The following is a 14430-nucleotide window of genomic DNA, read 5'->3' on the forward strand; positions in this document are numbered from 1 at the left end:
GACTCACTTTCATAATTAACTTCTTGAATAACATTGCTGCGTACTCTGTTTAAAAATGTAACAAATCTCTCCTACAGTTCGTTATACTTTGTTTTTCTCCCGAAGGATTTTTCCACTGGATATTTTTTCGCATTCATTTTTAATTTCGAATGAACTGCATCTTCTAAATCAATATCCAACCTGTCACATAGGAGGAGCAAATATATCATGACATCAGCAACTTCTTCTCTGATTTCCTCGATTTTAGTTTCAGTTGCTTCTACGCTGGACTTCCATTGGAAATTTTCAAGTAATTCTGCTGCTTCTAGGTTTAAGGAAATTACTAAATCCTTTGCATTGTGAAACTTCCCCCAATCTCTCTCATTCCGAAAATGCAATACAGCTTTTTTCAAATTTTCCATTATTATAAACTCCTCTCCGCCTATACTTAGTTCCCGATACCATACATTTTACGTAGTTCTTTAAAACCTATCTCAATACCTATTGCCTCTAATTTCTCACGTCGTTCATAAAATAGCTTTCTTAGTATGTTCTCTTTTTCTTCATCTGTACCATGATGAATCTGACGATGACACGTAGGGCATAAGGCTAAAAGTTGCGATTCCCTATCCAAATTTACATCAAACTCTCCCTGATACTTCATTGGCACTAGATGATGCATTTCCAAATATCTTTTCCCAGTAACTTTCGAAGTAAATGAAGTATGCGAATCATCGAAGGCACACTTATATTCGGATAAACGAAGCGCTCTTGCTGCAACTTGAGCATCTCTTGGCCAACGTTCCTTTCTTGATTTATCAAAAACAGGATTTGGTTTTGGCAAAGGAATATCCTCAGTCTCCAATCCTGCCATTGAATTCTTTTCTGCTTCCTTTACCTTTTTATCAAGGGTTGACTGCACACTATCTTGAAAATCCTCTTCTTGATATTGGTCCTCTTCTAAATAGTGACCATCATCACTTAACAACAAATAGTCATTAAATTGATCTACAGATCTTTCCCCCATCATATATTCAATTTCTTTGTAAGAAGTCAGCAATTCTTTAAGATCACTGATAAGTTCCTTTGAACTAGGCAAATTATTTGCACTATATAGACGCCCGAAAATATGGCCATTTTCGTAACCTTGCGCTAGGTCCCCTCGTCCTCCTAAAGTAATTGCTGTTGCAGTCATATTAACTGGTGCAATATTTAATTTTTTCTTAATGATATTTGCAGTCGACCGTATTTTTTCACGACCCCATTTAGTACCATACTTGTTCTTAAAATAAGTCCATCCTTGGTTCAAGGATATATATACACCGCTCATATCTGCTTTGAACAAGTAAACAATGTAATAACCTCTTTTAGCTGTTGAGGTGATATCTCTAATAAATATTGAAATCCATGGTATTTCCGCCCATTGTCCTTGTCCAACTGAACCCACTATAAAGAATTGATTTTCATCTAATTCTGCCTCGTTAGCAATCGTGTTCTTAATGATATTCCGTACATGGTTACCCATTTCATGATTCTTGAACGATTCAGATCTTGCTTCTTGGTAATTATCGAGTATATATTTTAGTGCCTCACGCATGCTTAGCTCACTTTCTCTTTGATAGGTGTTTTTTTCTGTATCTTCCAATGAGCGATTAAGCATTGTATCAATTGATACTCCAAAATAGTCAGCTACCTTCACCAGAAATTCACTGTCTATTTTCTGATCTCCACTTTCCATCTTTGAAAGAGATGTAAAAGGAACAGCTAAATCTCCAGCCAATTCTCTCAACGTTAGCCCTTTTGATTCTCTATAAAAACGTATAACAGACCCTAAACACTCATTAAACGCTGCCACATCAATCACCTCAATCAGAATAATATAATCATCATACCAGTTTTTCTCCATAAACCTCAACATCAATTTTTCTCTTTTAGAAACAAAATAACTCCCGCTTATTATACTGAATCCAATAAATCAAAAAGACATTAGTCATAAAGAAATGTTTATTTACAAGTCACAAAAAAATGAAAAAGAGGCTTCCCAAAAGTTCAAAGAACTTATGGAAAACCTCTAATTTAGACCTGTATTGAAGTTAATGTTACTCTTTCGTTATCCTGGTTACCTTAAGAATAATATAGGTCTAATCCCAATTTTAATGGGATTCAGGAAGCATGATTACATCATGCCGCCCATTCCACCCATGCCGCCCATATCTGGCATTCCGCCGCCTGAGCCGCCTTCTTCTGGTTTGTCAGCTACGACTGCTTCAGTTGTTAGAAGCATTGCTGCTACAGAAGCTGCGTTTTGAAGTGCAGAGCGAGTGACTTTTGTTGGGTCAACGATTCCTTTTTCGATCATGTTTACCCATTCATTTGTTGCTGCGTTGAAGCCGACACCAATTTCTTCGTTTTTCAAGCGCTCAACGATGACTGATCCTTCAAGACCAGCGTTGTGAGCGATTTGACGAATTGGCTCTTCTAGAGAACGTAGAACGATGTTTACACCTGTTTGAACGTCACCATCAGCTTCAATTGAAGCGACTTTGTTGTATACATTCACAAGTGCTGTACCACCACCGGATACGATACCTTCTTCAACTGCTGCGCGAGTTGAGTTCAGTGCATCCTCGATGCGTAGTTTACGCTCTTTTAGTTCTGTTTCAGTTGCAGCACCAACTTTGATGACAGCGACGCCGCCAGCTAGTTTTGCAAGACGTTCTTGTAATTTTTCTTTATCGAATTCAGAAGTTGTTTCTTCTACTTGTGCACGGATTTGGTTCACACGTGCTGCGATTTGAGCAGAATCTCCTGAACCTTCAACGATTGTTGTGTTTTCTTTTGTCACAACGACTTTAGACGCACGGCCAAGCTGACCGATTTCAGTTGATTTCAGGTCAAGTCCTAGATCTTCTGTGATTAATTCTCCGCCAGTTAGAACAGAGATGTCTTCAAGCATTGCTTTACGACGATCACCGAATCCAGGTGCTTTTACTGCTACTGCGTTGAATGTACCACGAAGTTTGTTCACAACAAGAGTTGCAAGTGCTTCGCCTTCTACATCTTCAGCAATAAGCAATAATGGTTTTCCTTGTTGTACAACTTGCTCGAGTACAGGAAGGATTTCTTGAATGTTTGTGATTTTTTTATCAGTGATTAAGATGTAAGGATTTTCAAGAACTGCTTCCATCTTATCAGAATCTGTCACCATGTATGGTGAAGCATATCCGCGGTCAAACTGCATACCTTCAACCACTTCTAGCTCAGTTGTGAAACCTTTAGATTCTTCAATTGTGATAACTCCGTCGTTGCCAACTCGCTCCATCGCTTCAGCGATTAGGCTGCCGACTTCTTCATCTGCTGCAGAAATAGCCGCAACTTGAGCAATTGATTCTTTACCTTCGATTGGTTTAGAAATCTCGTGCAAGCCTTCAAGTGCTACTTTTACTGCTTCTTCGATCCCTTTACGAACGCCAACAGGATTTGCACCAGCTGTTACGTTTTTAAGACCTTCACGGATCATCGCTTGAGCTAGAACTGTTGCAGTCGTTGTACCGTCACCAGCTACGTCGTTTGTTTTGCTTGCAACTTCAGCCACAAGTTTTGCACCCATGTTTTCAAATGCATCTTCTAATTCGATTTCTTTTGCAATCGTTACACCATCATTTGTGATAAGTGGAGAACCGAATTTTTTCTCAAGAACCACGTTACGTCCTTTTGGTCCTAAAGTTACTTTTACAGCATCTGCAAGTGCATCTACACCACGTAACATTGCGCGACGTGCTTCTTCACTGAACTTAATATCTTTTGCCATAATAACGAAACCTCCTCAGTCTTTTTAAAAATTTATCTCAATGTTTTTTATGTGATTAACCAATAACAGCTAAAATGTCGCTCTCACGAAGGATTAAGTATTCTTTTCCTTCATATTTCACTTCAGTGCCTGCATATTTTGAGAAGATAATGCGGTCGCCTGTGCTTACTTCTAACGCAACGCGCTCACCACTTTCAAGTACACGCCCTGAACCTGCTGCAACAATTTTACCTTCTTGCGGTTTTTCTTTTGCAGAATCCGGTAAAACAATACCGCTAGCGGTTTTTTCCTCAGATTCAACGAGTTCAATGATTACGCGATCGCCTAATGGCTTTAACATAAGAAACAACCTCCTCAATTTTTATATGTAGTCTTTTTTAGCACTCATCACCAGTGAGTGCTAACACATTTATTATAATAAAGAATGTCTTCTGCAATTTCAAGTGAAAACCTTTAAAAATTTTTACGCTTTCACGATCTTTTTGAATCTCAGATTCTTTCCTTTTCATCGAAAAAGAAGACTTGTGTTACAATAAATTTAGTTCTTTTAGTAAAGGGGTTTTCGTTACTTGAAAAAACAATATTGGTACATCATCTTAACGTATATATTGGTACAGGTATCTGCGTTTCCTTATTTTCTCATGATGAAATGGCTGGGATTCATCCAATCACCGATGACTCAAACAGAGCTTTCAAAATTATCAGGAACGTGGACAATCATCAGTTTCTGTATCGGATTGATTATTATTCTGCTCATCCTTCGAACCGTCCCAAAAGCTTCACTGCGAAATGAAGCACCGGTTTCCATAGGGTCTGCTATCGCCTGGATCATTGGCGGTTTCTTTCTTTCTCTTTTCACACAATCGATTGCAGGCATAATTGAACAATATGCATTCGGCATTGGCCGTGAGTCAGAAAACACGCAAAATATTTTATCTATTATGGATGCTTTTCCTTTTCTTGTTATCATTATTTCACTGATTGGACCAATACTTGAAGAAATTGTTTTCCGAAAAATCATTTTTGGTGTAATTTATGAAAGAACGAATTTTTTTATTGGAGCACTTGTGAGTTCAGTATTTTTCGCTGCTGCACACTCTGATTTTCCCCACTTCTTTCTATATACTGCAATGGGCTTTACCTTTGCCTTTTTATATGCGAAAACAAAACGAATCATTGTTCCAATCGGCGCTCATATGTTGATGAACTCGCTCGTTATTCTTGTGCAGATTGAGCCCGTAAGAAAAATGATCGAAGAACAATCTCAAACCATGCAAATGATTATTGGAGGCTTTTTCTCATGAGAAACCCAGTCGTATGGGGCATCATTTATTTTGCCGTAGGTGTGGCTTTCACCTATATGGCCATTCAAAATCCAGGTGACATGTGGTCATTTTACAGCATTTTGCTGATGGTGTTTGCGGCCTATAATATCAATATCGCGCTTAAAATGTTTGCCTTCTCTGTCAAACTCAAAAAACAGCAGCAAAAATAAATCAAAAACCATTTTCCGCGTTTGGAAAATGGTTTTTTTATGGAGGATGTAACTTCATGGAACATGAAAAACTTCGTTTCTTCAATGATCAGCATGAAACCATTGGAGCTGCCGCTCGTTCAGATGTCCACGCCCAAGGTCTTTGGCATGAAACATTTCATTTCTGGCTTCTCAAAAAGGAGCATGGCACCGTGTATCTCTATTTTCAGCTAAGGAGTCCTGCAAAAAAGGATTTCCCTTCACTGTTTGATATCACCGCAGCAGGTCACCTTCTCGCAGATGAACAGCCTTCTGATGGCTTAAGAGAGGTAGAAGAAGAACTTGGTCTTTCTATCCTTTTTGAGGACCTTACTTATACAGGAATCATAAAAGATGAAATTCACCTGCCTTCTTTCATCGACCGTGAGTTCTGCCATGTGTATCTTTATATGAATGAAGAAAAGCACATGGAAGTTCATCTACAGAAAAAAGAAGTCGCTGGTCTGTACAGAGCAAAACTGGTTGATGCACAGCAGCTTTTAACAGGATCATGTGAAAGAATTCGTATCGAGGGCTTTATAGTTGATGCAAACGGAGAACGACGTGAGGAAAGCATCGAAGTGGGTATTCATAATTTTGTCCCGCATGAGCCCGCCTATTATGAGCACCTCTTTCACACGATCAATCAATTTCTTACACAATAGAAAAAGCATCGTGATCCTCATTGGATCATGATGCTTTTTTATGAAACATAATGTTTTTCTTTCTCCTCTATTTGCTGCATTTTGCGATAGGTCACTCTTGAAATGATAATGCTCACTTCGTATAAAACGAGCATTGGCAAGGTGACCATGAGGTGAGAAACAAGCTCTGGCGGTGTAATGAGTGCGGCAATGACAAGGAGGACAAAATAGGCATACTTCCGTATTTTTGATAAAAACATCGGTGTGATGATGCCAAGTCTTGTGAGAAACATCAACACGACGGGCATCTGAAACAAAAAGCCAAATGGAAGTGTTAGCTGCATTAGAAATGTAAAATACTCATGAATCCCAATGACTTGCTCTACATTTAAATCATTCGACATTCGCATCATAAAATCGACGACAAACGGAAATAAAATAAAGTAAGAGAAAGCCACACCGCTCAAAAATAAAAGCAGTGCAATCGGAATGTAAGCAAGTGTCACCTTTCTTTCTTTTTCATATAAGCCAGGACTCACAAACGCCCACAGCTGATATAAAATAACGGGACACGTCAAAACCAAAGCAATGACAAATGCGAACTGCATAAACACGTACAGTGGATCTGTAAGTTTAAATGCATTCAGCGTCAGTGTTGCCGCTTCATCGGTATTTTGTAAATACACAATGACCGGCTTAGCGAGAAAAAAACCAGCCACCATAAAGGCAACAAAAAACATCGCAATGATCACTAGGCGTTTTCGCAGTTCCACAATATGCTCCATAAGCGGCATATCTTTGACATTCATGAAGCTCATCCTATTCTACTGATCTTCTTTTTTCTTTTTTTCTTCCTGATCATCAGCTAAGCCTTTTGTGGCATTTTTGAATTCACGTAATGTATCTCCTGCTGCTCTTCCTAATTCAGGAAGCTTTTTCGGCCCAAAAATAATGAGCGCTACAATCGCAATCAGAATCAAACTCCCAGGACCGATCGGACCCATTTGCTCCACCCCCTTTACCCCTTTTCGTCAGTCCTCCTGCGTAACAGAGTAATGCTTTAAGAAATACACAAGAGACTGAAGTTCAACCGCCAAATCTATATGATGAATTCGAATGTGTTCCGGCACATTCAATCGAGCCGGCGTAAAGTTAAGGATTCCTTTGATGCCAAGGGCAATCAAACGATCTGTAATGGATTGAGCTGCTACGGCAGGTACTGTCAAAATTGCAACAGGGATATCTCCTACCTCTTGAACATGCTCTTCAAGCTTATCCAAATCATAGACAGGCACGCCGCCTATCTCACTTCCTATTTTACTCTCATTGACGTCAAAAGCCATTGAAATTTTTGTATTATTATTTTTTATGAAATTATAGTGTAAAAAAGCAGTTCCTAAATTCCCGACACCGATGAGCATGACATTGGTCATTTCATCTTGGTCAAGGGTCTTTCTGAAGAAGGTCAAGAGATAATCGACATTATAGCCATATCCTTTCTTCCCAAGTGCACCAAAGTACGAAAAATCTCGGCGAATGGTGGCAGAATCCACTTTGACTGCATCACTAAGCTCAGCTGATGACACCCTTTGTTTTCCTGATGCATGCAGATTTTTTAAAAAACGGTAGTAAAGCGGCAAACGTTTGGCTGTCGCTTGTGGAATTTTTGACTGATCTATATTCATATAAGGTCCTCCAACTTAAATATCAGATGCTCTGTGAAAATCACCATTTTTCCCGCCTGTCTTCTCAATTAGATAGGTAGGACCGATGATCATGCCTTTATCAATCGCTTTGCACATGTCGTAAACGGTCAGTGCACATACTGAAGCAGAAGTGAGCGCTTCCATCTCCACACCTGTACTTCCTTTTGTTTTTACCTGTACTTGTATGTTCAGGATGTGCGCATTTCCATCTTCCTCCCAATCAAAGGAGATATCCACGCCTTTTAGTGCAAGCGGATGACACATTGGAATGATGGTAGATGTTTGCTTTGCTGCCATGATGCCAGCAACCTGTGCAACAGACAGCACATCCCCTTTTCCAATTTCACGCTGTTGTATTTTATGAAACACTTCTTTTATCATACGAACACTTGAAACAGCAACGGCGGTTCTCACTGTAGACGATTTGTCACTAATGTCGACCATCTTTGCTCTTCCCTGTTCGTTAAAGTGGCTAAATTGACTCATCTTTCAACGCTCCCTCACTCAAATGATACACTATTTTTTCCTATCTGTCTTTCATTTGAATATGGCGATTGTATGTAACATTTGCCGGTTTACTGCTGATAAGCTACACTTAACATATTATAGCAGAGGTGAAGTTACATGATGATTCTACAAGTGAATCAGCTGTCCAAATCGTTTGGCGCTGATACCGTTTTAACGAATATAAAATTGGAAGTCAAAGCAAGGGATCGAATTGCCATTGTAGGTCGTAACGGCGCAGGCAAATCCACGCTTTTGAAAATCATTGCCGGTCAAATGTCTTACGAGCAAGGTGAGATCATCAAACCAAAAGACCTATCGATCGGCTATTTAGCACAGCATACCGATGTGACGTCTACACGTACGCTAAAAAACGAATTATTATCGGTTTTTGATCATTTAAAAGAGATGGAACAAGAGATGAGAACCATTGAGGAGAAAATGGCTTCTTCCACAGGTTCTGAGCTGGAAGCCCTTATGAAAACCTATGACAGGCTTCAGCAGGAATTTAAAGATCAAGGCGGCTATCAATATGAAGCAGATGTCCGCTCCATTCTTCATGGACTCGGCTTTAGTCATTTTGAAGATGAGACAACCGTCCAATCTTTAAGCGGCGGCCAGAAAACCCGTTTAGCACTTGGAAAGCTCTTGTTAATGAAACCAGAACTCTTAATTCTGGATGAGCCGACCAACCATTTAGATATTGATACCTTATCATGGCTTGAGCAGTATTTGCAAAATTATACAGGTGCCATTCTCATCGTGTCCCATGACCGCTATTTCTTAGACAAAGTCGTAAACCACGTCTATGAAGTCTCAAGAACTTCGATGAAAAAGTTTGCAGGGAACTATAGTAAGTATCTGGATCTGAAAGCAGAGCAGCTCGAGCGGGATATGAAACTATACGAAAAGCAGCAAGAAGAGATCTCAAAGCTCCAGGATTTCGTGGACCGTAACCTGGCAAGAGCCTCCACCACAAAGCGCGCTCAAAGCAGACGCAAACAGCTCGAACGGATGGATCGTTTAGATAAGCCTTTAGGTGATGAAAAATCTGCAAACTTTCATTTTGATATTACGAGACAAAGCGGCAATGATGTACTGAAGGTACATGATCTCGATATTAGTTATGATGAAAAAACACCGCTCCTATCCTCTCTTTCTTTTCAGATTAAACGCGAGGATAGTGTGGCACTCATTGGTCCTAACGGGATCGGGAAATCAACCCTTTTAAAAACGTTAACGAACACATTAACACCAGTAAAAGGCGACATCACTTTTGGATCTCATGTCACGATCGGCTACTATGACCAAGAGCAAGCCAAACTGACATCCTCGAAAAAAGTGCTAAATGAGCTTTGGGATGATTATCCTCATATGAATGAAAAAGAAATTCGGACATGTTTAGGAAACTTCCTCTTTTCAGGTGATGACGTTTTAAAGCCTGTCCATGCATTAAGCGGTGGGGAAAAAGCACGCCTTGCGCTGGCAAAGCTGATGCTTCAAAAAGCAAATTTCCTTATTCTCGATGAACCTACAAACCATCTGGACTTAGATAGTAAGGAAATTTTAGAGAATGCACTGATCGATTATCCAGGTACCATCTTATTTGTTTCGCATGATCGTTATTTTATCAACCGTCTCGCAACGAAAGTTTTCGAACTGTCGCATGCAGAAACAAAAGAATATCTCGGTGATTATGACTACTACCTTGAAAAGAAAAATGAACAATTAGAGCTCGAGGCGCTTCAAGAAAATGAACCGCTTAAAAAACAAGCAGCAAAGCCAGTAGAAACAACAAAGCTTTCTTATGCGGAAGAAAAAGAACTGAAAAAGAAAGAAAGACAAAAGCAGCGCAGGATTGAAGAAATTGAAAAACGGATTGCTGACATTGAAGACAAGCTCGGTGAAAATGAAGAGCTGTTATGTGATCCTGATATTTTTCAAGATCACGAGAAGGTTCAAGCCGTTCAAACAGAAAATGATACGCTCAATCAAGAGTTAGAATCACTTTTTGCGGAGTGGGAAGAGCTGTCAGATTCTTAAAGAGTGCCCTAAAGGGTACTCTTTTTTCTTTCAATGAAAATTTATTATCCACAACGATACCCACAATAACTTCTTGATTATTCTTAAATACTTTAGACTTATCCACTTTATCCACAGCGTTTTAATCACATATCCACAAAAAATGTCGTATTTATACACATCCTCTTCACTTTAAAACAAAATTTTCTAATAATTGTGGATATATAACGTTTACATGTGAATAAATCGCTTTCATAGAAAAATAAAAACCCCTGTAATCCACAGGAGTTTTTATTTATATGAGACTAGCGGCAATCCTGGCTGGCCATTCATCGCCATATCGCCTCTGCTTCCTTTTTCAAACGCAACGGTTCCGGCGGCAGCGATCATGGCTGCATTGTCTGTGCAAAGTGATAATGGCGGAATAATAACCTTCACGTCTGGCAGTTTCGTGAATGCTGAAGTTAAAGCTTCTCTTAGTCCTTTATTGGCAGCGACTCCTCCAGCTAGAACAACCTGCTTCACACCATAGGCTTCTGCTGCTTTCAATGTTTTCCCAACAAGCACCTCAATGACACTTGCTTGAAAACTTGCGGCTAAATTCTCTGGGGCAATCGTTTCTCCCTTTTGTGACGCATTGTGTAAGGTGTTGATCACAGCTGATTTTAAACCACTGAAGCTAAAGTGATAAGACCCTTCTTCAAGCCATGCACGAGGAAGCTTAATTGTCGGCTCTCCTTCATGTGCTAACCGATCAATATGAGGTCCGCCTGGGTACGGGAGACCCATCGTCCGGGCCACTTTATCGTAGGCTTCTCCAGCTGCATCATCTAATGTTTCTCCGATGACCTCAAAAGATCCGTGCTCCTTCATTAAAACAAGCTCAGTATGTCCGCCAGAGACAACAAGAGCTAAACATGGAAACTCCAATTCATCAACAAGCTGGTTGGCATAAATATGCCCTGCAATATGATGAACACCAACAAGAGGAATTTGATGGGCAAAGCTCAGTGTCTTTGCTGCATTGACGCCAATCAGCAGGGCACCGACGAGACCGGGTCCTTCCGTAACAGCAATCGCATCCAAATCCTTAAAGCTCATACCCGCCTGTGTCATCACTTCTTCTAATACGATGGTGACTTGCTCCACGTGATGCCTCGAAGCAATTTCAGGTACAACACCGCCAAATCGTTTATGACTGTCTATTTGCGAGGCGACCACATTTGCCACGATTTCCTTTCCATTTTTCACAATGGATGCAGCTGTTTCATCACAGCTTGTTTCTATTCCTAATATGAATCGATCTGTTTGTTCACTCATTTATATTCACCCACATGACTAATGCATCTTCTCCATTATCCGTATAATAATTCTTTCGAATAGAAGCTGGTCTGAAACCGAGCTTTTCATAGAGGGATTGTGCTGGTGTATTTGAAACCCGCACCTCTAAAGAAAGATGATCTGTCTTTTTTTCTTTGCAAAATTCCATGACATATCGAAGCAATGCTTCCCCGTAGCCTTTTCCTCTATGCTCAGGGAGAATCGCAATGTTCGTAATTTGTGCATCGTCCATGACAATCCAGACCCCGCAGTATCCAACAGGCTGCTGATCTTCTTCGATGAGGAAATAATGGCTGTATTGGTTATGAAGAATCTCATAGACAAACGATTCCTTTTTCCAAGGCGCTGTAAACGAATGCACTTCAATCGTATACACCTCTGGAATGTCCGCTACTGTCATTTGTCGTATTTCTGCTATGTTAAGGTTATTTTTGTCCTTCAAGCCATTTCACTTCCGCTTCTGCCAAACGAATATAGTTAGGAACAAGCTGATGAACATCTTCAGCAGGACGATCTGCGCCTAAAAATGCAAGCACTGAAGGTCTTGGGTTATGAAATGTCCCCTCTGCCAGTACAGCCGTTTCTCCTAAAATGGAGCGAATGCTCTCTTCATGAAGGTGCACATCTTGTCCAAGAAATAGAACAGGTTTTCCTGTCTTCTTCAGCTCATGAAGCCAATCCGTGAGCAGGATATTTTGATCTGGTTCGACCTCTTTGATTTTACCTTTTTCAAACGTATATAGCCCAGTATAAACTTGTCCTCTTCTCGCATCAAATAGAGGTGAGATATACCCATCAAAATATTGGCCATTTGCCGCAAGCGCTTCTAAACTCGAAACAGCCGATATCGGGATAGACAGCGTCCACGCAAGTGTTTTTGCTATGGTAACACCTATTCTGACTCCAGTGTAAGAACCAGGTCCTTTTGCCACAACGATTTTACTTAGTTCGCTTGGTGCTACACCACATTCTTTCATTAATGCTTCAACAGTGGGCATCGCTCGGACGGAATGATTCTTTTTTAAATACGTAATGCTCTCGCCAATCACAGTGAGGTCTCTTACAAGAGCAATTCCTAGTGTATGGTTTGATGTATCAATGGCCAGTATGGTCAAATTCTTTCATCTCCTTACAAAGGGACTCATAACGCTCCCCTTTTGCATCAAACGTGAGATGCCGTTCTTCTTCACGTTCTGTTCTCAGCATTTCAATTTTTAAATAGGAAGAAGGCAATTGAGGTTCAATCAGATGTGCCCATTCAACCAAGCATACACCTTCACCCTCAAAATATTCTTCGAGTCCGATGTCTTCTTCCGCATCTTCCATGCGGTACACGTCCATATGGTAAAGTGGCAGTCTGCCATCGGTATATTCTTTAATAATTGTAAAGGTGGGGCTGTTGACGATACGGGTAATTCCTAAGCCTTCCGCAAAACCTTTTGAAAAAGTGGTTTTGCCTGCGCCTAAATCTCCTTCTAATGTCAATACATCGCCTGGCATCACAAGTTTGGCCAAAGCAGCGGCAATTCGTTTCGTCTCATCCGCACCTTTTGTTGTCCATGTTAATTTCACCGTTGATGTCACCTCATTTCTTAAAATGATTATATCCTTTTTTCATTAACATTGTTTGTTGATCATTGTCTTTTAACATAACACTAGCTGCTTGATCATCCTTGACTTGTCCAATACGTGTGATCTGAATGCCTTCTTTTTGACATTGAGATTCAAAGCTTTCCCAATCAGATTCTGGTATCGTACCAGTTAAAACAAAGTCTTCTCCCCCAAATAACACCCATTCATGCCAGTCTTTGCGCAGCACCTGTAAATCTGGATGAATTGGAAGCTTATCAGCTTCTATCTCGATCTTCACACCGCTCGCTTCGGCTATCTCATTCAACTCACTCGCTAATCCATCACTCACATCATTCAAGGTGACCCGCGGGAAACTTGAACAAATGTGACCAGCAGCAATATGAGGCTGAGGCATTTTATGACGCTTAAGAAAGAAATCAGCGTCGACCGCCTTAGAAGGAACTGCTTCGTTCATTAAGATTGATAACCCAGCGGCCGACGAACCGAGTTCACCTGTGACAAATACGACGTCTCCAGTTTGAGCACTGTGGCGATAACAAGCTGCTCCCTTTGACACCTCACCAATAACCGTCACGGTAATGACAAAGTCACTGCGGGTGGCTACTGTATCTCCACCAATCAAATCCATACGATAGGTGTCAGCCAATGCTTTCATTCCCTCATAAAGAGCCGTGACGATTGTTTCATCACCATGAGGCGGGATTGCAATTGAAACAAGATAATACTTTGGGGTGCCTCCCATTGCAGCGATATCACTGACATTGACTGCCAGTGCCTTAAAGCCAACTTCAAAAGGTGTGGAAAAGTCAAAACGAAAATGAACATGTTCCACCATTGTATCAACACAAACGACCTCTTCACAATGTGAATGAGGTTGATAAACACTTGCATCATCACCGATGCCCATGATCAAAGAGCGCTGATATGTATCTTTTGGTGTGATTCGGCGAATAAGATCAAATTCATCCATAAAAAGACAGCCCCTTCTTGCAATCAATTGGTTAAGTAGACATGATGTCAAACACAGTTAGTATTAGTGTAGCGAATATAAGTCTCAGTTCCAACTAAAAATGATATAAAGAAAGCCTGGTGTGTAAAAACCAGGCTGGGTTGAAGTAATCTATCTATTCTTTCATATAGTGTAGCCAAACACAAATCATTTCATTGCATCGTGGGTACTTGTAGAAAGAAAAAGACATAAAAAAAAACGAAACTATACGTTTTCGTTTACAAGTTATAAAAATGGCGGTCCGGACGGGACTCGAACCCGCGACCTCCTGCGTGACAGGCAGGCATTCTAACCAACTGAACTACCGG

17 protein-coding genes are annotated in these 14430 nt (G+C 40.4%); 4 read left to right on the plus strand and 13 right to left on the minus strand.

Annotated features, from left to right (window positions below; all coding sequences use genetic code 11):
- Positions 1-71: 71 nt before the first annotated feature.
- The 4 genes from QSJ46_RS17920 to groES form a co-directional block, all read right to left on the minus strand.
- Positions 72-401, minus strand: a complete 330-nt coding sequence (locus QSJ46_RS17920; protein ID WP_047202830.1) for a nucleotide pyrophosphohydrolase — start codon at positions 399-401, stop codon at positions 72-74.
- Between the two features lie 26 nt (positions 402-427).
- The gene (locus tag QSJ46_RS17925; RefSeq protein WP_285605136.1) at positions 428-1897 is read right to left on the minus strand and encodes an MrcB family domain-containing protein; all 1470 of its coding nucleotides are present in this window, start codon (positions 1895-1897) and stop codon (positions 428-430) included.
- A gap of 258 nt (positions 1898-2155) precedes the next feature.
- Positions 2156-3790: a chaperonin GroEL gene (groL, locus tag QSJ46_RS17930; RefSeq protein ID WP_024424467.1), complete on the minus strand. Its 1635-nt coding sequence runs from the start codon at positions 3788-3790 to the stop codon at positions 2156-2158.
- A 55-nt stretch (positions 3791-3845) separates the two neighbouring features.
- A complete protein-coding gene (gene groES, locus QSJ46_RS17935) occupies positions 3846-4130 on the minus strand; it encodes a co-chaperone GroES (protein WP_024426730.1) in 285 nt (94 codons plus the stop codon).
- A gap of 229 nt (positions 4131-4359) precedes the next feature.
- Here groES and QSJ46_RS17940 point away from each other — a divergent pair, with 229 nt between their 5' ends.
- The 3 genes from QSJ46_RS17940 to QSJ46_RS17950 are packed head-to-tail and all read left to right on the plus strand — an operon-like array spanning position 4360 to position 5968.
- Positions 4360-5094, plus strand: a complete 735-nt coding sequence (locus QSJ46_RS17940) for a CPBP family intramembrane glutamic endopeptidase (protein ID WP_047202831.1) — start codon at positions 4360-4362, stop codon at positions 5092-5094.
- Positions 5091-5285 carry a YdiK family protein gene (locus QSJ46_RS17945; protein ID WP_003213897.1) on the plus strand — a complete coding sequence of 65 codons (195 nt, stop codon included), beginning with the start codon at positions 5091-5093 and terminating at the stop codon, positions 5283-5285. The genes QSJ46_RS17940 and QSJ46_RS17945 overlap by 4 nt, the downstream gene beginning before the upstream one ends.
- A 56-nt stretch (positions 5286-5341) precedes the next feature.
- The gene (locus tag QSJ46_RS17950) at positions 5342-5968 is read left to right on the plus strand and encodes an NUDIX hydrolase (RefSeq protein WP_285605137.1); all 627 of its coding nucleotides are present in this window, start codon (positions 5342-5344) and stop codon (positions 5966-5968) included.
- A 38-nt stretch (positions 5969-6006) separates the two neighbouring features.
- On the opposite strand, the gene tatC is transcribed toward QSJ46_RS17950, so the two are convergent.
- From tatC to moaC, 4 genes are read right to left on the minus strand one after another with little or no spacing between them, the layout of a single operon-like run.
- Positions 6007-6765, minus strand: coding sequence for a twin-arginine translocase subunit TatC (gene tatC / locus QSJ46_RS17955; protein ID WP_285605138.1), 759 nt, complete (start codon positions 6763-6765; stop codon positions 6007-6009).
- Positions 6766-6771: 6 nt separating this feature from the next.
- Positions 6772-6951, minus strand: coding sequence for a twin-arginine translocase TatA/TatE family subunit (locus QSJ46_RS17960; protein ID WP_008355689.1), 180 nt, complete (start codon positions 6949-6951; stop codon positions 6772-6774).
- 27 nt (positions 6952-6978) lie between these two features.
- Positions 6979-7632: a redox-sensing transcriptional repressor Rex gene (locus tag QSJ46_RS17965; protein WP_008355687.1), complete on the minus strand. Its 654-nt coding sequence runs from the start codon at positions 7630-7632 to the stop codon at positions 6979-6981.
- A 15-nt stretch (positions 7633-7647) separates the two neighbouring features.
- Positions 7648-8139: a cyclic pyranopterin monophosphate synthase MoaC gene (gene moaC, locus QSJ46_RS17970; RefSeq protein ID WP_212040312.1), complete on the minus strand. Its 492-nt coding sequence runs from the start codon at positions 8137-8139 to the stop codon at positions 7648-7650.
- Positions 8140-8277: 138 nt separating this feature from the next.
- Here moaC and QSJ46_RS17975 point away from each other — a divergent pair, with 138 nt between their 5' ends.
- On the plus strand, positions 8278-10200 hold the full coding sequence (locus tag QSJ46_RS17975; protein WP_285605139.1) for an ABC-F family ATP-binding cassette domain-containing protein: 1923 nt from the start codon (positions 8278-8280) through the stop codon (positions 10198-10200).
- Positions 10201-10470: 270 nt separating this feature from the next.
- On the opposite strand, the gene tsaD is transcribed toward QSJ46_RS17975, so the two are convergent.
- From tsaD to thiL, 5 genes are read right to left on the minus strand one after another with little or no spacing between them, the layout of a single operon-like run.
- Complete coding sequence (tsaD, locus tag QSJ46_RS17980; RefSeq protein ID WP_107163983.1) at positions 10471-11499, minus strand: tRNA (adenosine(37)-N6)-threonylcarbamoyltransferase complex transferase subunit TsaD; 1029 nt, start codon at positions 11497-11499, stop codon at positions 10471-10473.
- Positions 11492-11920 carry a ribosomal protein S18-alanine N-acetyltransferase gene (rimI, locus tag QSJ46_RS17985; protein WP_047202836.1) on the minus strand — a complete coding sequence of 143 codons (429 nt, stop codon included), beginning with the start codon at positions 11918-11920 and terminating at the stop codon, positions 11492-11494. The genes tsaD and rimI overlap by 8 nt, the downstream gene beginning before the upstream one ends.
- A 25-nt stretch (positions 11921-11945) precedes the next feature.
- A complete protein-coding gene (tsaB, locus tag QSJ46_RS17990) occupies positions 11946-12635 on the minus strand; it encodes a tRNA (adenosine(37)-N6)-threonylcarbamoyltransferase complex dimerization subunit type 1 TsaB (protein WP_185854137.1) in 690 nt (229 codons plus the stop codon).
- Entirely contained in the window at positions 12616-13092 is a 477-nt protein-coding gene (gene tsaE, locus QSJ46_RS17995; protein ID WP_059376127.1) for a tRNA (adenosine(37)-N6)-threonylcarbamoyltransferase complex ATPase subunit type 1 TsaE, read from the minus strand. Before tsaE ends, tsaB begins: the two co-directional genes overlap by 20 nt.
- 13 nt (positions 13093-13105) lie before the next feature.
- Complete coding sequence (gene thiL / locus QSJ46_RS18000; RefSeq protein WP_285605140.1) at positions 13106-14083, minus strand: thiamine-phosphate kinase; 978 nt, start codon at positions 14081-14083, stop codon at positions 13106-13108.
- Positions 14084-14430 lie beyond the last annotated feature (347 nt).

This window comes from Bacillus sp. YKCMOAS1 (assembly GCF_030268125.1).
Classification (GTDB): Bacteria; Bacillota; Bacilli; order Bacillales; family Bacillaceae; genus Bacillus; species Bacillus safensis.

Bases quoted from the DNA above. Each gene is read 5' to 3' on its own strand.
- QSJ46_RS17975 (WP_285605139.1), top strand. From the start codon at position 8,278: ATGATGATTCTACAAGTGAATCAGCTGTCCAAATCGTTTGGCGCTGAT.
- QSJ46_RS17920 (WP_047202830.1), bottom strand. From the start codon at position 401: ATGGAAAATTTGAAAAAAGCTGTATTGCATTTTCGGAATGAGAGAGAT.
- thiL (WP_285605140.1), bottom strand. From the start codon at position 14,083: ATGGATGAATTTGATCTTATTCGCCGAATCACACCAAAAGATACATAT.
- groL (WP_024424467.1), bottom strand. From the start codon at position 3,790: ATGGCAAAAGATATTAAGTTCAGTGAAGAAGCACGTCGCGCAATGTTA.
- QSJ46_RS17945 (WP_003213897.1), top strand. From the start codon at position 5,091: ATGAGAAACCCAGTCGTATGGGGCATCATTTATTTTGCCGTAGGTGTG.
- groES (WP_024426730.1), bottom strand. From the start codon at position 4,130: ATGTTAAAGCCATTAGGCGATCGCGTAATCATTGAACTCGTTGAATCT.
- QSJ46_RS17925 (WP_285605136.1), bottom strand. From the start codon at position 1,897: ATGTTGAGGTTTATGGAGAAAAACTGGTATGATGATTATATTATTCTG.
- QSJ46_RS17950 (WP_285605137.1), top strand. From the start codon at position 5,342: ATGGAACATGAAAAACTTCGTTTCTTCAATGATCAGCATGAAACCATT.
- QSJ46_RS17960 (WP_008355689.1), bottom strand. From the start codon at position 6,951: ATGGGTCCGATCGGTCCTGGGAGTTTGATTCTGATTGCGATTGTAGCG.
- rimI (WP_047202836.1), bottom strand. From the start codon at position 11,920: ATGACAGTAGCGGACATTCCAGAGGTGTATACGATTGAAGTGCATTCG.
- QSJ46_RS17965 (WP_008355687.1), bottom strand. From the start codon at position 7,632: ATGAATATAGATCAGTCAAAAATTCCACAAGCGACAGCCAAACGTTTG.
- tatC (WP_285605138.1), bottom strand. From the start codon at position 6,765: ATGAGCTTCATGAATGTCAAAGATATGCCGCTTATGGAGCATATTGTG.
- tsaD (WP_107163983.1), bottom strand. From the start codon at position 11,499: ATGAGTGAACAAACAGATCGATTCATATTAGGAATAGAAACAAGCTGT.
- moaC (WP_212040312.1), bottom strand. From the start codon at position 8,139: ATGAGTCAATTTAGCCACTTTAACGAACAGGGAAGAGCAAAGATGGTC.